The following is an 18,807-nucleotide window of genomic DNA, read 5'->3' as shown; positions in this document are numbered from 1 at the left end:
CCCACCGCCATGCGTGCCGAAGCAGCGGCATCGAGCAGGGCCAGCGGGGTGCGCTCGCCGATCGACATCGCCTCACCGGCTACGCCGTCGAAGTCGGCCAGGGTGATCGCCACGTCGGCCACCGGCAGCTGCCACGGGCCGACCATCTGTTCGCGCGCGGTCAGGCCGCCGACGCTGCGGTCACCAATGGTGACCAGGAAGTTCTTCGAAGCGACGGTCGGGTGCGCGAGCACGCGCAGGCCGGCTTCCTGCAGGTCCAGGCCACCGGTCTTCAGCGCCGGCCAGCGCGGTGCCGGCGGGTGCGCGGTATCGCGGTGCATCTTCGGCGGCTTGCCGAACAGCACGTCCATCGGCAGGTCGATCGGTGCATCAGCCGGGGTGTGGCCCGGCACGGCGCCGTAAGCCACCACCAGATGCTCTTCAGCGGTGGCCACGCCGACGGCCGCGAAGGGGCAGCGTTCGCGGGCGCACAGCGCGGCGAACTCGGCCAGGCGCTCCTGGGCCACGCCCAGCACGTAGCGTTCCTGCGACTCGTTGCACCACAGCTGCATCGGTGACAGCGACGGATCATCGGTGGGCACCTTGCCCAGGTCGATGACACCACCGACGTTCGAGTCGTGCAGCAGTTCGGGGATGGCGTTGGACAGGCCACCGGCGCCGACGTCGTGGAAGAACTTGATCGGGTTGTTGGCGCCCATCGCCACGCAGCGGTCGATGACCTCCTGGCAGCGGCGCTCCATTTCCGGGTTGTCGCGCTGCACGCTGGCGAAGTCCAGGTCCTCGGCGCTTTCACCGGAGGCCACCGAACTGGCCGCACCGCCGCCCAGGCCGATCAGCATCGCCGGGCCACCCAGCACGATCACCGCATCACCGGCCTGCAGCGGGATCTTGTCGACCTGCACGCGATCGATCGCGCCGAGGCCACCGGCCAGCATGATCGGCTTGTCGTAGGCGCGCACCAGGTCGGCGCCTTCCGGCAGCTCGAAGCTGCGGAAGTAGCCGAGCAGGTTCGGGCGGCCGAACTCGTTGTTGAACGCGGCGCCGCCGAGCGGGCCGTCGGTCATGATTTCCAGCGCCGGTGCCATGCGCGGGTTCAGCGCGCGCGGCGCCTCCCACGGCTGCGGCAATTCCGGAATGCGCAGGTGCGAGACCGAGAAGCCGGTCAGGCCCGCCTTCGGCTTGCCGCCACGGCCGGTCGCGCCTTCGTCGCGGATCTCGCCACCCGCGCCGGTCGAAGCGCCCGGGAACGGTGCGATCGCGGTCGGGTGGTTGTGGGTTTCCACCTTGATCTGGAAGGCACTGGGCACCTGCGCTTCGCGGCGGTACTCGCCACTGGCCGGATCGGGACGGTAGCGCGACGCCGGATGGCCTTCGATCACTGCAGCGTTGTCGCTGTACGCGCTGAGCGTGTGCTGCGGGGTCTGCTGGTGGGTGTTCTTGATCATCCGGAACAGCGAGCGGTCCTGTTCCTGGCCATCGATGGTCCAGCTGGCGTTGAAGATCTTGTGGCGGCAGTGCTCGGAATTGGCCTGCGCGAACATCATCAGTTCCACGTCCGACGGCGAGCGGCCCAGCGCGGTGAAGCGTTCACGCAGGTAGTCGATCTCGTCCTGGGCCATGGCCAGGCCGAGGCGCTGGTTGGCGGCCTCCAGTTGGTCCACCGGCACGCGTTCCAGCTCGCCACGGGCCGGCGCCGAGAACAGCGCCTGGCCCTGCTCCACGGTCTCCAGCACCGACTGCGTCATCGGGTCGTGCAGCGCCTTGACCAGCGCCTGCTGCACGGCGGCATCAGCCGGCCAGCCCTGCACATCGATACGCAGGCCACGCTCGACCCGGCTGACCGGCTGGCCGGCACCGCGGACCAGTTCGGTGGCCTTGCTCGACCAGGGCGACAGCGTGCCCAGGCGCGGCACCACGATGCGGCTGACCGCGCCTTCGGCCACGGCTTCGGCCTGCGGCGCCGCTTCGAGGATGCGGCACAGCGTGGTCAGGTCGGGGGCGGCGCTGCCTTCGGGCTGCACGAAGTAGACGTGCCAGGCACCGCTGATGCGCAGGGAGGGAGCGATGGACTGCAGGCGGGATTCAAGACGTTCGCGGCGGAACGGCGACAGGGCGGGCGCGCCCTCGAGGACCATCATGTCCGGGGAACCGTAGTTGGGAAACGGGCCCGACATTGTACCGGAAGCAGGGGGATGGCTTTGGCCGGGCGGCGCCCGGCACCCGCCGAGGCCAGGGCCGAAGCAACGGCAACGGCCCAAGCAAAAGCGGGGTTCCCGTGGGATGGCGGGGGGGTGGGGGCCAGCAGGACACGCCGTAAACCCCGCTCCGCGGTCCGGCCCAGCCGCTGGCGGCTGGGCGTTCGGGCGCTTGCGAAGCAGTGCTTCGCAAACAAAGCGCCCTCACCCATGGGGGCTCGATGGCGCCATCCATGGCGCCAACGGTCCTGCTGGCCCCCACCACCCCGCCCCCGACAGATTTCCGCGATCTGCGGTAGATCCACGCCATGCGTGGATGCTCCCCGGTAGTGCCGGCCGCTGGCCGACAACCAGGAAAATCTCAGAAGTCAGGTATTGGAGAGCGAAGCGACCGGCTTCTGCCTTTGATTTCTTGTTCTGTCTTCCGTGGCTGGCCGCGCAGGAATCTGTCCGTGGCCGGGCGGGTGGGCTGCGCAGGGGCGTAAGCGCCATGGATGGCGCGCCCGAGCCTACAGGGACGTATTCACGGCGTCCCCTGCGCAGCCCACCCGCCCGGCCAATCCCCGGAAATCCGCTGTTCGCAGCAAGTCCCAGCCACGAGGGGCCCCGCCGCTGGCCGCCGACCGCGCGCCAGCGCCGCTTTCCGCCCAAATCCTCGAACCATGCGCTTGCTCACGGATTGACCACGCAATTGATGACAACGTTGTCCCCACCTGGTGCCGGACTCTCTCCCCGGCCTCCCAGGTGCCTCCGTCCGGCCCCTCCGTCGCCTTCCCGGGCGATGCCCGGACCTGCGTCACGCGCGGCGCCATCGGGGCCCGCGCGCCCTTTGATCGGAGACTCACCCATGTACGACCCGATTGTGCGCAGTGCCGAACGTTCGACCCGAAGCTGTCGTCCCCGCCACCTGGCCTGGCTGCTTGCCCTGGCCGCCGGCAGCGCCGCCCTGCCCGGCCTGGCCCAGGCCGCCAGCTGTGCCGGCGTGGCCCAGTGGGACCAGGCCAAGATCTACCGGGCCGGAGATACCCTGCAGAAAGGAGGCGTCCTCTATCGGGCGAACCAGGACATCTGGAACGCGCCGCCGGACCATCCGGCCGGTGCGCCCTACTACACCAACCTCGGTGCCTGCGATGGCAGCGGCACCAACCAGCCGCCGGTGGTCAGCCTGACCTCGCCGGCCAACGGCGCCACCTTCAGCGCCGGCAGCACGGTCAACGTGACCGCCACCGCCAGCGATCCGGACGGCAGTGTCGCCAAGGTCGAATTCTTCCGCGACGGCAGCACGCTCGGCGTGGCCACCAGTGCGCCGTATGCAGCCAGCTGGACCAACGCCAGCGCCGGCAGCCATACCCTGCGCGCGGTGGCCACTGACAACAACAATGCCACCGCCAGCACGGCGACGATCACCATCACCGTCAACGCCGCCAGCGGCGACACCACCGCACCGAGCGTACCCGGCGGGTTGGCGGCCGGTACGCGCACCGCCAACAGCATCGCGCTCAGCTGGAGCCCGTCCACCGACAACACCGGCGGCAGTGGCCTGGCCGGCTATGACGTGTACCGCAACGGCAGCCTGGTCGGTTCGCCGTCCAGTGCCAGCTACGTCGATGGCGGGCTGACCGCATCGACCACCTACCGTTACCGCGTGCGGGCGCGCGACAATGCCGGCAACGCGTCGGCGCAGGGCACCGAGATCAGCGCCACCACGCTGGCCGGTGACGGCGGCACCACCGGCAAGCGGGTCATCGGTTACTTCACCCAGTGGGGCATCTACGGCCGCAACTACCGGGTCAAGAACATCGACAGCAGCGGCTCGGCCGCGCGCCTGACCCACATCAATTACGCGTTCGGCAACGTGCGCAACAACCGCTGCGAAGTCGGCATCACCCAGCCGTCGGACCCGAACAGCGGTGCCGGTGGCGATGCCTTCGCCGACTACACCAAGGCCTTCAGTGCCGCCGAGAGTGTCAGCGGCAGCGCCGATACCTGGGACCAGCCGCTGCGCGGCAACTGGAACCAGCTCAAGCAGCTCAAGGCCAAGTACCCGAACCTGAAGGTACTGATCTCGCTGGGTGGCTGGACCTGGTCGCGCGGCTTCTCCAGCGCGGCGCGCCCGGAAAACCGCCAGGCCTTCGTTGCCTCGTGCATCGACGCCTACATCAAGGGCAACCTGCCGGTGACCGACGGTGCGGGCGGCGCCGGTGCGGCGCTGGGCGTGTTCGACGGCATCGACATCGACTGGGAGTACCCGGTGGCCTGCGGCATCGAATGCGGCAAGCCGGAAGACAACGCCAACTTCACCGCGCTGATGGCCGAGTTCCGCCGCCAGCTCGATGCGGTGCGTCCGGGCCTGTTGCTGACGGTGGCGGTGGGTGCCGGCATCGACAAGATCCGCGTCACCGATCCGGCGGCGTACCACCCGTACCTGGACTACATCAACGTGATGACCTACGACTTCCACGGCGCGTGGGATGCGAGGACCAATCACCAGTCGGCACTGTTCGATTCGCCGAATGATCCGTCCACCGGCGACCAGAAGCTGTACAACAGCAACGACGCCATCGAGGCCTTCATCAGCCGTGGCGTGCCCGCCGCCAAGCTCAACCTGGGCATCGGCTACTACGGGCGTGGCTGGACCGGCGTGGCCAATGCCAACAACGGCCTGTACCAGACCGCCACCGGTGCCGCCCCGGGCACGTATGAAGCCGGCATCGAGGACTGGAAGGTGCTGAAGAACCTGGCGTGGCCGGGCTACACCGACAACACCGCCGGTGCCACCTGGATCTACAACGGCAGCACGCTGTGGAGCTTCGACACCCCGGCCAACATCACCCGCAAGATGGGTTACGTGAAGACCCAGGGCCTGGGCGGCGCGTTCGTCTGGGAGTTCAGCGGTGACGATGCGCAGGGCACGCTGACCAAGGCGGTCAGTGATGGCCTGAAATAAGGGAAAAGCCGGGGGCGCATTTTGCGCCCCCGGCCTCTGATCTGTAGCGCCGAGCCCATGCTCGGCTGATGGTTGCGCAGCCGAGCATGGGCTCGGCTCTACAGGAAAAGGTCAACGGCGATCAGCGCTTGGCCGACAGCTTTTCCAGCGCCGCGCGCAGCTGCGCCGGCGGCAGGTAACCGCCCAGCTGGGTACCGTCCGGCGCGAAAATCGCCGGCGTGCCGTTCACGCCCAGCTGCTGGCCCAGCGCGTACTGCATCGCCACCGGATTGGTGCAGTTCCTGGCGGGAACGTTGCCGCCGCGCTTGGCGTTGGTCAGCGCCTGGCGACGATCCGCTGCACACCAGACCGAAATCATGTCGGTGTAGTCCTTGCTGCCCAGGCCCATGCGCGGGAACGCCAGGTACTCGACGGTGATGCCGTTGCGGTTGAGCTCGGCGATGTCCTGGTGCAGCTTGCGGCAGTAACCGCACTCGATGTCGGTGAACACGCTGATGGTGTACTTGGCGTTCGGCGCGGCGAACACGATGCGATCGCCGTGGTTGGCCTTGGCCAGCAGGCCGCGGCGATAGCCGAGCAGGCCTTCGCTGTTGGCCGGGCCCTTGGCGCGGGTGTCGTAGGGCTGAGACTGGAACAGATAGCGGCCGTCATCGGACACATACAGAAGCTGGCCTGAAACGACGACCTCGCGGAAGCCGGGGAACGGCGCGGCGCCAATGTAGTCCACCTGGAAACCGGGGTTCAACGCGGCCAGTGCGGCGCGTACCGCCTGGTCGGCGGGCGCATTCGCAGCCGGACTGGCCTTGGCCGCAGCGGCGGCGGGTGCCTTGGCGGCCGGTGGAGCCGGCTGGGCGCAGGCGGTCAGGCTGAGCGCACCGAACACGGCGGCGATGGCAAATCGGAGCATGGAGCGGTCCGCGACAGAAGAAGACCCCGGATTCTGACACAGCCACCGCGACCGGGCGGCGACGGCCGGCAGCGCCCCGGGCAGCGATTCAGCCCGGCGCTCAGCCACGCGGATGGTGGCGGGCGTGCAGCTTCTGCAGGTGCTCGCGCGCGACCAGGGTATAGATCTGGGTGGTCGACAAGGAACTGTGGCCAAGCAGCATCTGCAGCGCGCGCAGATCGGCACCGCGGTTGAGCAGATGGGTGGCGAAGCTGTGCCGCAGGCCATGCGGGCTGATCCGCGCCGGATCGATGCCGGCCACCTGGGCGTGGCGCTTGACCAGATGCCAGAACGCCTGCCGGGTCAGCGCATGCAGCGTCGGTTCGACGAACAACGGGGTCTGCCCATCCGCCAGGGCATGCACCTTGCCCTTGCCGACCAGCTGCGGGCGCGACTGCTGCAGGTAACGCTCCAGCCAGTGCTGGGATTCCTCGCCCAGCGGCACCAGCCGTTCCTTGCTGCCCTTGCCGGTGACCCGCAGCACGCCCTGGCGCAGGTTGATCGCCGTGGCCGGCAGCAACACCAGCTCGCTCACGCGCAGGCCGGCGGCATACATCAGTTCCAGCATGGCGCGATCGCGCAGGCCCAGTGGGCTGTCGATGTCCGGGGCCGCCAGCAGCGCATCGATCTGGCTCTCGGCCAGCGCCTTGGGCAACAACCGTGGCAGCTTCGGTGGATCCAGCAGCGCACTCGGGTCCTCGCTGCGTTCGCCACGGCGGACCGCATCGGCGAAGAACGCCCGCAACGCCGACAGCAGGCGCGCATTGCTGCGCGGCGACCAGCCATGCCGGGTGCGCCAGGCCAGATACTCGAACAGTCCGGGACGCTCGATGCCGGCCAGGCCACCGTCGCGTCCATCCATCCAGCGCGCCAACCCTTCGAGGTCACGCCGGTAGCTGTCGAGCGTGGCGCGGGCCAGGCCGTTCTCGGCCCAGATCGCATCGAGGAAGCGCTGGATGCGCACGCTGTCGTCGGCGCGAAGCTCGGGCAGTTGCTGGACCAGCTGGCGGCGTTCGGCGGGGGTGGAGACAAGGGCCATGCGTGCAGGATACGAGGGCCACTGCGGGCACGGCCAGCTTTGCGTATGCTCGGCGCATGTCCCGCCCTGCCACCGACACGGCCCCTGCGGCCGCTACCGAAATGCTCCATCCGCGCGCATTGCTGCTGTGGCGCGTGCTGGCGATGGCCTACGACGCACTGCCGGTGCTGGCGCTCTGGATGCTGGCCGGCACGCTGTTCACCCTCGCCTACACCTTCAGCGGCCACGCACAGCGCGAGAACATCGCGCCGTTCAGCGCCTGGCAGTGGCTGCTGTGGGCGGTGTGCTGGGCGGTCACGGGGTGGTATGCCACGGCCAGCTGGCGCCGCGGCGGACAGACCCTGGGCATGCGCCCGTGGCGGCTGAAAGTGCAATCAATCGATGGCACGCCGTTGCGGCGCGGGCAGTTGTGGCTGCGCTTTGCGGTAGGCACGCTGTCCCTGCTGCTGGGCGGACTGGGATTCTGGTGGGCGTGGGTCGACCGCCAACGCCTGACCTGGCACGACCGCGCCAGCGCCACCTGCATGGTGCGGATGCCGAAACGGTAAGGCGCTGTCTGTAGAGCCGAGCCCGTGCTCGGCTGCTTTCCGCACTGTACGTGACAGCCGAGCACAGGCTCGGCTCTACAACAATCAGAATCAGCCCGACTTGCGCCGGAACAGCAGTCCGGACACCGCCAGCATCACGATCGGCGGCAACGCGTAGGCAATGCGGTAGTCGAACTTCAGCGCGCCGGCCATGCGGCCGAAGAACAGCTGCAGCAGCCAGAAGCCCAATGCGAACAGGATGCCCAGGAACAAGCGCTTGCCCATGCCGCCGCTGCGCAGCGATCCGAACGCGAACGGCACCGCCGCCAGGCACAGGGCCAGCACGTTCACCGGATAGAACCAGCGGCTCCAGTACACATCCTCGAAATCGCGCGCGTCCAGCCCGTTGCGTTCGCGGTAGGCAATGCTGGTGCTCAGCTCGGACACGCTGAGGTTGCGCGGCTTGGCGATACCGGTCGCCAGCGCGGCCGGGTCCAACTTCGAGTTCCAGGGTTCTCGTGCCACTTCCTGACGGGTTGCCGAGCGCTCGCCAAAGGTGTCGCGGCGCACGCCGGTCAACACCCAGCCGTCCTTGTCGTGCTCGGCGGTGGCGGCGTGGGTCAACGAGGCGATCTTGCCATCTTCGGCGACCCGGTACAGGCGCACATCACGCAGGATCAGCCGCGTGCCCTTGTCGCCCACCAGCTGCTCCTCGCCGCTCTGCGCATTGAGGAAGGTGTCGCCTTCGCGCGCCCACAGCCCCGAGTAACGGGTAGTGGCAATATCCCGCCCCCATTTGGCGCTGGATTTCAGCGCATCGGCACGGTCCTGGCCCCACGGGCCCAGCGTCTCGGCGCTGAGCACCATCACCGCGGTCAGCAGCGACAGCGCAATCGCCACCGACACGCTCAGGCGCTTGCGCGACAGGCCCAGTGCACGCAGCGCGGTCAGCTCCGAGGTCGCGGCCAGCTGGCCCAGGCCCATCAGTGCGCCGATCACTGCGGCCGTCGGGAACATGGTGTAGGCGCGGCGCGGCACCGTGTACAGCACCCACGCGGCGGCATGCCCCAGGGTGTAGCCGTTCTTGCCGATGTCCTTGAACTCGCCGGAGAAGGCCATCACCACGTCCAGGCCCACCAGCACCGCCCAGGTCAGCAGCACGGTGGTGAACACCGACCGGCCCAGGTACAGGTCGAAACGCATCGGGCGCAGCCTCATGCGCGGGCTCCCTTCGGACGGCCCAGGCGGCCATCACGTACATACATCCAGATCGACAGCGCCAGCAGCGGCAGGGTCAACCACCACAGGCCGAGCGCGGGCGGAATCTTGCCGTTGGCAATCCAGCCGCTGCCGATGAACATCAGGTTGGTGCCCACCATGTAGGCCAGCAGGGCCAGCATCATGCGGCCGTAGCGCTGCTGGCGCGGCGAGCTGCGGCCCAACGGCACGGTCAGCAGGGCGAACGCCAGCGCGATCAGCGGCGGTGCCAGCCGGCGATGCAGCTGCGCCTGCGCCTGCGGCCGTGCATCACCGATCAGCTGCAGGGTCGGCATCAGTTCCGGGTCGTCCTCGGTGCGGGTCTGTGCGCCATCGGGCAGGGCCACGTCGTTGCGGGCGAAGGTCGCCAGCCGGTAATCCAGCCCAGCGGCCACCGGGCCTTCAACCTGGTGACCATCATCCAGCTCCAGGAAACGCTGGCGGGTGCCCTCGAAGTACATGCGGCCACTGTTGGCCGACACCACTTCCAGGCGATCGTCCTTCTGCCGCTGCAGGAACACCTTGCCCAGCTCGGTGCCGTCAGGCGAGATCGAGGACAGGTAGACCACGCCGCCATTGGGCAGCGGCGTGAACCGGCCCGGCTCCAGGCCGGCCATCAGCACGCTGCGGTTGGCCTCGATGATCATCTGCTCGGCCACCCGGCCTGCCCACGGGCCCAGCCACAGCGAGCAGGCGCCGACCAGCAGCACCACCGGCACCACCAGCATCAGCAGCGGTCGCAGCAGTCGCTTGGGGCCAACACCAATGGCGGTGATGACCGCCATTTCCGAGTCGCGGTACAGCCGCGCCACGGCCAGCAGCAAGCCCAGCATCAGGGCCAGCGGCAGGATCAGCGGCAGGTAGGCGATGAACTGCAGGCCCAGCTGGGAGAACAGCAGCTTGGCCGGCAGGCGTCCGTCGGCGATGTTGCCGAGGATGTCCACCAGCACGCCGCCCACGCTGACCACCAGCAGGACGATCAGGGTAGCCAGGAAACTCTGGACGAAATCGCCCAGCAGGTATCGGTCGAGCTTCAGCATGGGGCGGTGGTTTAAACTCTGGGGTTCGTTCGCGGTGCCGCCCAGTCTACTGTCTGGGCGTAAACGGCCTGCGATTGTACGGACTCGCCAATGGAATCTGCTCAATGGCCCTCGAATTCACCCTGAACCACGTTGCTCCGGCCGCCGCCACCGTTGATTGCCTGGTGGTCGGCGCGTATGCCGACCATACCCTGACCCCGGCCGCGCAGGCCCTGGATGCCGCAAGCGGTGGCCGCCTGGCGGCCCTGGCCGAGCGTGGCGACCTGTCCGGCAAGACCGGCGCAACCACCCTGCTGCACGACCTGCCGGGCGTGACCGCCCCGCGCGTGCTGGTGGTCGGCCTCGGTGAAGCCGCCCGTTTCGGCGTGCCGCAGTATCTGAAGGCCGTGGGCGACGCCGTGCGCGCGCTGAAGGCCGGTGCTGCCCGCAGCGCACTGTTCACCCTGTCCGAAGTGGCGGTGAAGGACCGCGACGCGGCCTGGGCGATCCGTCAGGCGGTGATCGCCGCCGATCACGCCGCCTACCGCTACACCGCCACCCTGGGCAAGAAGAAGGCCGACGACGCCGGTCTGACCCAGCTGGCCATCGCCGGTGACGACGCGCAGGCGCTGGCCCAGGGCCAGGCCATCGCCGCCGGTGTCGAGTTCGCCCGCGAGCTGGGCAACCTGCCGCCCAACTACTGCACCCCGGCCTATCTGGCCGACGTGGGCGTGAAGTTCGCCGGCGAGCACGACGGTGCCGAAGCCGAGATCCTCGACGAGCACCAGATGGAAGCGCTGGGCATGGGCTCGCTGCTGGCCGTGGCCCGTGGCTCGGCCAACCGCCCGCGCCTGGTCGTGCTGAAGTGGAACAATGGCGGTGACGCCAAGCCGTACGTGCTGGTCGGCAAGGGCATCACCTTCGATACCGGTGGCGTCAACCTGAAGACCCAGGGCGGCATCGAGGAAATGAAGTACGACATGTGCGGTGGCGCCAACGTCATCGGCACCTTCGTCGCTGCGGTCAAGGCCAAGCTGCCGCTGAACCTCGTCGTGGTGGTCCCGGCGGTGGAAAACGCCATTGATGGCAACGCCTATCGTCCGTCGGACGTGATCACCTCGATGTCGGGCAAGACCATCGAAGTCGGCAACACCGACGCCGAAGGCCGCCTGATCCTGTGCGACGCGCTGACCTACGCACAGCGCTTCGAGCCGGCCGCGCTGGTCGACGTGGCCACCCTGACCGGTGCCTGCATGGTCGCCCTCGGCCACCAGACCGCCGGCCTGATGAGCAAGCACGACGACCTGGCCAATGAACTGCTGGCCGCCGGCGAGCATGTGTTCGACCGCGCCTGGCGCCTGCCGCTGTGGGACGAGTACCAGCCGATGCTGGATTCGACCTTCGCCGACGTCTACAACATCGGTGGCCGCTGGGCCGGTGCGATCACCGCCGGCTGCTTCCTGTCGCGCTTCGCCGAAGGCCAGCGCTGGGCCCACCTGGACATCGCCGGCGTGGCCAGCGATGAAGGCAAGCGTGGCATGGCCACCGGCCGCCCGGTCGGCCTGCTGAGCCAGTGGCTGCTGGACCAGGCCGCCCGCGCCTGATGCCGTACCCGACCCTGGCCGGCAGATGCCGGCCGGGGCCTCGCCCGGCACTGCCGGGCCCCTGCCTGACCCGGACCCTGCCATGCCCCGCGCCGACTTCTACCTGATCGCCAAGCCCCGCTTCCTGACCGAGCCGCTGCGCCTGGTCTGTGAGCTGGCGCGCAAGGCCAACGACGCCGGGTTGTTCACCCTGGTGCTGGCCCGTGACCAGGCCCAGGCCGAAGAGCTGGACGAGCTGCTGTGGGCGTTCGACAACGACGCCTACATCCCTCACCAGATCGCCGGCGAAGACATGGACGAGGAAGAGGCCCTGGTACTGATCGCGGTACCCGGCACCGAGGCACCGGCGCGTCCGCTGGTGATCAACCTGCGCGACGAGCCCTGGCTGGGCCAGTGCGAGCGCGTGCTGGAAGTGGTGCCGGCCGATCCGGAAGCGCGCGAACCGCTGCGCGAGCGCTGGCGCCAGTACAAGGCCGCCGGTTACGACCTGAACAAGCATGACATGTGAGCGCGCCCCGGCCCCCTTGATGGGCCGCCGCCGCGCCCTGATCCTTCAATGATTACCTCCTGGTTCCCCCGCATGACCCAACTCGCCTCCAGCTACGACCCGACGTCCTTCGAGACCGACCTCTACGAGGCCTGGGAGAAGGCCGGCCACTTCAAGCCGTCCGGCACGGGCGAGCCGTACACCATCCTGCTGCCGCCGCCGAACGTGACCGGCACCCTGCACATGGGCCACGCCTTCCAGCAGACCCTGATGGACGCGCTGGTGCGCTACCACCGCATGCGCGGCTACGACACGCTGTGGCAGGTCGGTACCGACCACGCCGGCATCGCCACCGAAATGGTGGTCAGCCGCAACCTGGCGCTGGAAGGCAAGGGCGAGACCCGCGATTCGCTGGGCCGCGAAGGCTTCATCGGCAAGGTCTGGGAGTGGAAGCAGCAGTCCGGCGACACCATCGAGCGCCAGATGCGCCGCCTTGGCACCTCCGCCGACTGGTCGCGCAGCACCTTCACCATGGACCCGCAGCCGTCGGCGGCGGTCAATGAAGCCTTCGTGCGCTGGTACGAGCAGGGCCTGATCTACCGCGGCCAGCGCCTGGTGAACTGGGACCCGGTGCTGAAGACCGCCATTTCCGACCTGGAAGTGGAGAGCGCCGAGGAAGACGGCTTCCTGTGGTCGATCGCCTACACGCTGGACGAAGGCCTGAGCTACGAGCACGTCGAGCGCGATGCCGACGGCGTGGAAACCCTGCGCGAAACCCGCGACTACCTGGTCGTCGCCACCACCCGCCCGGAAACCCTGCTGGGCGATACCGCGGTGATGGTGCACCCGGAAGACGAGCGTTACGCGCACCTGATCGGCAAGAGCGTGGTGCTGCCGCTGACCGGCCGCCGCGTGCCGGTGATCGCCGACGACTACGTGGACCGCGCGTTCGGCACCGGCGTGGTCAAGGTCACCCCGGCGCATGATTTCAATGACTATGAAGTGGGCGTGCGCCACAGCCTGCCGATGATCAACCTGTTCACCCCGGTGGCGGCGCTGAACGAGAATGCACCGGAACGCTTCCAGGGCCTGGACCGCTATGAAGCGCGCAAGGCCGTGCTGGCCGAACTGGAAGACCTGGGCATCCTGGTCGAGACCAAGGCGCACAAGCTGCAGGTGCCGCGCGGCGACCGTACCGGCCAGGTGATCGAGCCGTACCTGACCGACCAGTGGTTCGTGAAGATGGACGAGCTGGCCAGGCGTGGCCTGGAACTGGTCGAGGACGGAAGCATTTCCTTCGTGCCGCCGAACTGGATCAACACCTACCGCCACTGGATGAACAACATCCAGGACTGGTGCATCAGCCGCCAGCTGTGGTGGGGCCACCGCATCCCGGCGTGGTTCGATGCCGCCACCGGCAACTGCTACGTCGGTCGCAGCGAAGCGGAAGTGCGCGCCAAGCACAACCTGGGCAGCGACGTGGTGCTGAACCAGGAAAGCGACGTGCTGGAGACCTGGTTCTCCTCGCAGCTGTGGCCGTTCTCCACCCTGGGCTGGCCGAACGAGCAGGCCATGGCCGAGCGTGGCTTCGACCGCTACCTGCCGTCGTCGGTGCTGATCACCGGCTTCGACATCATCTTCTTCTGGGTGGCGCGCATGATCATGGCCACCGACAACCTGGTCGGGAAGATCCCGTTCAAGGATGTCTACTTCACCGGCCTGATCCGCGACGGCCAGGGCCAGAAGATGTCCAAGAGCAAGGGCAACGTGCTCGACCCGCTGGACATCATCGACGGCATCACCATCGACGATCTGGTTGCCAAGCGCACCGGCGGCCTGATGCAGCCGAAGATGGTCGAGAAGATCGAGAAGGCCACCCGCAAGGAATTCCCGGACGGCATTGCTGCCCACGGTGCCGATGCGCTGCGCTTCACCATCGCCGCGCTGGCCACCCACGGTCGCGACATCAAGTTCGACATGAACCGCGCCGAGGGCTACAAGAACTTCTGCAACAAGCTGTGGAACGCCAGCCGCTTCGCCCTGATGAACACCGAAGGCGCTGCGTTCACCGGCGCGCCCAAGCCGCGCACCGATGCCGAGCGCTGGATCCTCGCCCGCCTGGCCGCCACCACCGCCGAGGCACAGGGGCATTTCGCCGCCTACCGCTTCGACCTGCTGGCGCAGTGCCTGTACGAGTTTGCGTGGAACGCGTTCTGCGACTGGTTCCTGGAACTGAGCAAGCCGGCCCTGAACGGTGCCGACGCCGCCGATGCCGAAAGCACCCGCCACACCCTGCTGTACGTGCTGGAAGCACTGCTGCGCCTGCTGCACCCGCTGACGCCGTTCATCACCGAACAGCTGTGGCAGCAGCTGGCCCCGCGCCTGGGCCTGGCCGAAACCACGCTGTCGCTGCGCCCCTACCCGACCGCCGCCGAGTTCGAAGGCGATTTCGCCCAGGCCGAGGCCGACGTGGAATGGCTGAAGGCGGTGATCAGCGCGGTGCGCCGCGTGCGCAGTGAGCTGAACGTCGCGCCGTCCAAGCTGGTGCCGCTGCGCCTGCAGGCCGGCCTGGAACAGGACCGCGTGCGTATCGAACGCTTCAGCGCTTCGCTGTCGTTCCTGCTGAAGCTGGACAGCATCCAGTGGCTGGCCGAAGGCGAAAGCGCACCGCCTGCCGCCGCCGCGATCGTGGGCGAACTGAAGCTGCTGGTGCCGCTGGAAGGCCTGGTCGATCTCGATGCCGAGCGCGTGCGCCTGGACAAGGAAATCGCCCGCGTCGAAGCCGAAAAGGAAAAGAGCGAGACCAAGCTGGCCAAGTTCACCGACAAGGTGCCACCGGCCGTGGTCGAGCAGGAACGCGTGCGCCTGGCCGACTGGAACACCCAGCTGGCCGGCCTGCGCGAACAGCGCGCGAAGCTGTAACGCTGCGCTCTGGTGCGTGCCAACCAAGGTTGGCACCTACCACGGCGGGAGAGGTTGGCACCCACCCAAGCGGAATGGGAAACGCCGGGCGATGCCCGGCGTTTGCATTTCCCCCGCATGGCATCATCGCCGGATGCCTCTTTCGATCTTCCTGCTGGTTCTCGCCGCTGCGGCACTGCATGCCAGCTGGAATGCGATCGTCAAGCGCGGGCCGGACAAGTTCCTCGGCACCGTGCTGGTCACCGGCAGCGCCGCGCTGCTGTCGGCCGCCGCCGTGCCCTTCCTGCCTTTTCCCGCCGCGCACAGCTGGCCCTGGCTGGGCGCATCGGTGCTGTTGCAGGTGACCTATTACGGGCTGGTCGCACGCTGTTACCAGCAGGTCGACATGAGCCTGGCCTACCCGCTGATGCGTGGCAGCGCGCCGATCCTGGTCGCACTGGCGGGCACCCTGCTCGGTGAACCATTGCCCGCTGCAGCGTGGCTGGGCGTGGTACTGGTGAGCACCGGCATCCTGTGCATGGCAGTGGGTGCGCGTGGCGGCCAACTGCGCCTGCCGCTGCTGACCGCAGCGATGATCGCCACCTACACGCTGGTCGATGCGCAGGGTGCGCGCCAGTCCGGCAGCGCGCTCAGCTACACGTTGTGGTTGTTCCTGCTGTCGGGCATTCCGCTGCCGCTGTGGGCGTTGTACACGCGCGGCGGCGCGGTGCTGGACTATGCCCGGCGGCATTGGCCGCTGGGACTGGCCGGTGGCGTCGGCACCACCGCCTCCTATGCGATGGCATTGTGGGCCATGACCCAGGCGCCGGTGGCAATGATTTCGGCGCTGCGCGAATCCTCGATCCTGTTCGCGCTGCTGATCTCGGTGTTCCTGCTGCGCGAGCGGATTCCGCGCGCTCGCTGGCTGGCGGCGTCGCTCATCGTCGGTGGCGTGCTGGCGTTGCGGCTGGCGTGATGGGCGCGTTGGTAGTGCCGGCCGCTGGCCGGCAACCCGTCTGCGTCACAGCGGCGGCATCGCCTGCAGGTCGCCGTCGACCAGCTCGATCGCCATCACCACCGCGTCCTCGCGGCCCTGTGCGGCCGGGTAGTAGCGCGGGCGGCGGCCGATCTCGTTGAAGCCTTCGCTGTGATACAGCGCCAGCGCCGGCGTATTGGACGGACGCACCTCCAGGAAGACGCGCTGGGCACCACGGTCGGCGGCCAGTTGCACCAGCGCGCGCAGCAGCTGGCGGCCCAGCCCGCGCGACTGTGCCAGCGGGTCGATGCAGATGTTGAGCACGTGCGCTTCATCCGCGGCGATGCTGAGCACGCCATAGCCGACCAGCAGGCCATCGCGCTCCATCGCCAGGCCGGGATAACCGGCGCGCAGGCAGTCGATGAAGATGCCGCGGGTCCAGGGAAAAGGATAGCCCCGCAGCTCGATCGCCATCACGGCATTGAGGTCACTCTCGCGCAGCGCACGCAGGCTGACCGGGCCGGGCCGGGTTACCGCGCTCACGGCGTGCCCCGCTTGCGCAGGGCACGCAGCTGCGGCCACAGCGCACGCTTGGCGGCCGGGTCGCGGCGCAGCTGGTCCAGCGGCCAGCTGTCCATCAGCATCTGGGTGGCCGGGTCGTTCGGGTTGCAGCCAGAGGCGCGCAGCAGTGCGATCTGCAGGCGATCGGGCAGGCGTACCACCGGCTGGCGTGCGTTGCCGCTGGGCAGCGGGCGCTCAGCCGCCGGCACGGTATCCGGGGCACTGACCGGCGTTTCGCGGCGCGGCGGTGCCGGGCGTTCCGCGCGTACTGCGGTCGCGGGCGCGGCGTGGGCGTCGCGCGGCGGCACAGCAGCCCGCACCGGCTCCGGCGGGGCAACACTGGCTTCGGCTTCGGCCACGCTCAACTGCAATGCGGCATCCAGCTCGGCGGCCAGCTGGCCGTCGTGATAGACGGTATAGCCCATGGCCTGCAGCCAGGCCTGCTGGGCCGGTGACCACAGCACGGGCAGGTCCTGGCTCACGCGGCCTCGGGCTTCTTGCGCATGCGCTGCACGGCCCACATCACCGGGCCGGACAAGGCGTACAGGATGCCGACCGCGAACAGCACGCGCGGCAGGTCGATCACCGCAATGGCAATGGCGACCGGCACCAGTGCCAACACCAGGAACGGCACGCGATCCGAACGGGTGCCCTTGGCATCGCCGCCCTTGAAGCTCCAGAAACGGATACGGCTGACCATCAGCAGCGCAGCGATGATCGTCACCGCCAGCGCCACGTAGCGCAGCTGGTTGCCATCCCAGCCCAGGTTGCCGTCGGCGAACGCCCAGACGAAGGACATCATCAGGCCCGCTGCGGCCGGGCTGGCCAGGCCGACGAACCAGCGCTTGTCGACCACCGCCACCTGCGTGTTGAAGCGGGCCAGGCGCAGCGCCGCGCAGGCCGCATACAGAAAGGCAACGGCCCAGCCGACGCGGCCGAGCAGCGGATCGTCGAACTTCAGCCACGACAGCGACCAGTGGTACATCACCAGCGCCGGGGCCATGCCGAAGCTGACCAGGTCGGCCAGCGAGTCGTACTGCACGCCGAATTCGCTGCTGGTACCGGTCAGGCGCGCCACGCGCCCGTCCAGGCCATCCATCACCGCCGCCACGAACACGGCGATGCTGGCGTTGACGAAATCCCCGTTGGCCGCGGCGATGATCGCGTAGAAACCGGAGAACAGGCCGGCGGTGGTGAACAGGTTGGGCAACAGGTAAATCGTGCGCGAGCGCGGCGGCGGTGTGATCGGGTCCATGGAATCCAGTTTAATCGACTTGCCAGTGCTCGGCGCCAATGCTGCAATCGGCGTTCTACGCCCATTCCGTGGAGTTTGCTATGCGTGCCCTGTCCTGCCTTGGATGCCTGCTGCTGTTGGCCAGTGCCAACGCCGTGGCCGGTCCCGTGTACAAATGGAAGGACGCCCATGGCGTGACCCAGTACTCGGAGACCCCACCGGCGGGCAGGAAATTCGAGACCCGCGAACAGGCCCGCAGCCCGCAGGCCGCGGCCAGCGCCGAAACCCCGGCCGCCCCCGTGCCGGAGCAGTGCAGCACCGCCCGTGCCAACCTGGTCCTGCTGGAAGGCTCCGGCCAGGTGATGCAGGACACAAATGGCGACGGCAAGGCCGATACCGCCTTGACCCCGGAACAGCGCAGCGCGCAGAAGGGATTGGCGGAAGCCGCCATCAAGGCCTACTGCCCGGCGGAGTGAGGTTATCGGCAGGGCTTGCAGCCCTGCACCCGCAGAGGCAACAGCAAGGGCAACAGCCGGCTCTGGGCTTTCTGTAGGTTTGGCGGGGCGGTGTCGGATTGCGGGGACGCCGTAAACCCGTCCTGAAGTGACCCCCGAGACTTGGACGGTGGGGTCAGGCGGCTGCTTGGGCCTGTTCCCGGTACTTTACCGGGCTTAGCCCCTTCAATTTCAATCTGATTCGCTCTTGGTTGTAGTACTTGATGTACTCCACCAGCCCGGCCTCCAGGCTTTCGATGCTGTCAAAGCTGTTCAGGTAGAAGAACTCCGACTTCAGCGTCCCGAAGAAGCTTTCCATTGCCGCATTGTCCAAGCAGTTGCCACGTCGGGACATGCTTTGCTTCAACGAGTGCTTTTCCAGCATGTGCCGGTAGTTCTCATGCTGGTACTGCCAGCCCTGGTCGGAGTGGATCATTGGCCGCTCATCCGGCGAAAGCTTGCTGATGGCCTCCTCCAGCATCTGACCTACCAGATCGAACACGGGCTGGCGCTTGATCTGATAAGCCACGATTTCACCGTTGTAGAGGTCCATGATCGGCGACAGGTACAGCTTCATGCCTTGCACCTTGAACTCGGTGACGTCGGTCACCCACTTCTGG

The 18,807-nt window shown here is 68.1% G+C and carries 16 protein-coding genes; 7 read left to right on the top strand and 9 right to left on the bottom strand.

Features of this window, described 5'->3' with window-relative positions; translation table 11 throughout:
* On the bottom strand, nt 1-2,138 hold a 2,138-nt coding region (gene purL / locus AB839_RS19550; RefSeq protein WP_241776801.1), incomplete at its 3' end, for a phosphoribosylformylglycinamidine synthase.
* A gap of 904 nt (nt 2,139-3,042) precedes the next feature.
* On the opposite strand from purL, the gene AB839_RS19545 reads away from it, so the two are divergent.
* The gene (locus AB839_RS19545; protein ID WP_061480615.1) at nt 3,043-5,142 is read left to right on the top strand and encodes a glycosyl hydrolase family 18 protein; all 2,100 of its coding nucleotides are present in this window, start codon (nt 3,043-3,045) and stop codon (nt 5,140-5,142) included.
* A 121-nt stretch (nt 5,143-5,263) separates the two neighbouring features.
* On the opposite strand, the gene AB839_RS19540 is transcribed toward AB839_RS19545, so the two are convergent.
* Nucleotides 5,264-6,049: a thioredoxin fold domain-containing protein gene (locus tag AB839_RS19540; protein ID WP_061480614.1), complete on the bottom strand. Its 786-nt coding sequence runs from the start codon at nt 6,047-6,049 to the stop codon at nt 5,264-5,266.
* Between the two features lie 100 nt (nt 6,050-6,149).
* Complete coding sequence (gene xerD / locus AB839_RS19535) at nt 6,150-7,127, bottom strand: site-specific tyrosine recombinase XerD (protein WP_061480613.1); 978 nt, start codon at nt 7,125-7,127, stop codon at nt 6,150-6,152.
* A gap of 56 nt (nt 7,128-7,183) precedes the next feature.
* On the opposite strand from xerD, the gene AB839_RS19530 reads away from it, so the two are divergent.
* Complete coding sequence (locus tag AB839_RS19530) at nt 7,184-7,675, top strand: RDD family protein (RefSeq protein WP_061480612.1); 492 nt, start codon at nt 7,184-7,186, stop codon at nt 7,673-7,675.
* 90 nt (nt 7,676-7,765) lie between these two features.
* Here AB839_RS19530 and lptG read toward each other — a convergent pair whose 3' ends face one another.
* The gene (lptG, locus tag AB839_RS19525; protein WP_049414332.1) at nt 7,766-8,872 is read right to left on the bottom strand and encodes an LPS export ABC transporter permease LptG; all 1,107 of its coding nucleotides are present in this window, start codon (nt 8,870-8,872) and stop codon (nt 7,766-7,768) included.
* A complete protein-coding gene (lptF, locus tag AB839_RS19520; RefSeq protein ID WP_061480611.1) occupies nt 8,869-9,951 on the bottom strand; it encodes an LPS export ABC transporter permease LptF in 1,083 nt (360 codons plus the stop codon). The genes lptG and lptF overlap by 4 nt, the downstream gene beginning before the upstream one ends.
* Nucleotides 9,952-10,055: 104 nt before the next feature.
* Here lptF and AB839_RS19515 point away from each other — a divergent pair, with 104 nt between their 5' ends.
* The 4 genes from AB839_RS19515 to AB839_RS19500 all read left to right on the top strand — a co-directional run bounded on the left by AB839_RS19515 (nt 10,056) and on the right by AB839_RS19500 (nt 15,898).
* Nucleotides 10,056-11,534, top strand: coding sequence for a leucyl aminopeptidase (locus AB839_RS19515; protein WP_061480610.1), 1,479 nt, complete (start codon nt 10,056-10,058; stop codon nt 11,532-11,534).
* 82 nt (nt 11,535-11,616) lie between these two features.
* Nucleotides 11,617-12,042, top strand: a complete 426-nt coding sequence (locus AB839_RS19510) for a DNA polymerase III subunit chi (RefSeq protein WP_005415211.1) — start codon at nt 11,617-11,619, stop codon at nt 12,040-12,042.
* Nucleotides 12,043-12,114: 72 nt separating this feature from the next.
* A complete protein-coding gene (locus AB839_RS19505; RefSeq protein ID WP_061480609.1) occupies nt 12,115-14,943 on the top strand; it encodes a valine--tRNA ligase in 2,829 nt (942 codons plus the stop codon).
* A gap of 133 nt (nt 14,944-15,076) precedes the next feature.
* The gene (locus tag AB839_RS19500) at nt 15,077-15,898 is read left to right on the top strand and encodes an EamA family transporter (protein ID WP_061480608.1); all 822 of its coding nucleotides are present in this window, start codon (nt 15,077-15,079) and stop codon (nt 15,896-15,898) included.
* A gap of 45 nt (nt 15,899-15,943) precedes the next feature.
* Here the strand turns inward: AB839_RS19500 and rimI are convergent, their stop codons facing one another.
* From rimI to pssA, 3 genes are read right to left on the bottom strand one after another with little or no spacing between them, the layout of a single operon-like run.
* On the bottom strand, nt 15,944-16,441 hold the full coding sequence (gene rimI / locus AB839_RS19495; RefSeq protein WP_049465109.1) for a ribosomal protein S18-alanine N-acetyltransferase: 498 nt from the start codon (nt 16,439-16,441) through the stop codon (nt 15,944-15,946).
* The gene (locus AB839_RS19490) at nt 16,438-16,941 is read right to left on the bottom strand and encodes a hypothetical protein (RefSeq protein ID WP_061480607.1); all 504 of its coding nucleotides are present in this window, start codon (nt 16,939-16,941) and stop codon (nt 16,438-16,440) included. The genes rimI and AB839_RS19490 overlap by 4 nt, the downstream gene beginning before the upstream one ends.
* On the bottom strand, nt 16,938-17,714 hold the full coding sequence (gene pssA / locus AB839_RS19485) for a CDP-diacylglycerol--serine O-phosphatidyltransferase (RefSeq protein ID WP_061480606.1): 777 nt from the start codon (nt 17,712-17,714) through the stop codon (nt 16,938-16,940). Before pssA ends, AB839_RS19490 begins: the two co-directional genes overlap by 4 nt.
* Nucleotides 17,715-17,794: 80 nt before the next feature.
* On the opposite strand from pssA, the gene AB839_RS19480 reads away from it, so the two are divergent.
* Nucleotides 17,795-18,169, top strand: a complete 375-nt coding sequence (locus AB839_RS19480; protein WP_061480616.1) for a DUF4124 domain-containing protein — start codon at nt 17,795-17,797, stop codon at nt 18,167-18,169.
* 154 nt (nt 18,170-18,323) lie between these two features.
* On the opposite strand, the gene AB839_RS19475 is transcribed toward AB839_RS19480, so the two are convergent.
* On the bottom strand, nt 18,324-18,807 hold a 484-nt coding region (locus tag AB839_RS19475), incomplete at its 5' end, for an IS3 family transposase (protein WP_156476698.1).

This window comes from Stenotrophomonas sp. DDT-1, assembly GCF_001580555.1.
Lineage (GTDB): Bacteria > Pseudomonadota > Gammaproteobacteria > Xanthomonadales > Xanthomonadaceae > Stenotrophomonas > Stenotrophomonas sepilia.
The sequence above is the reverse complement of the archived record's forward strand: the minus strand, read 5'-3'. Positions and strand labels throughout refer to the sequence as shown.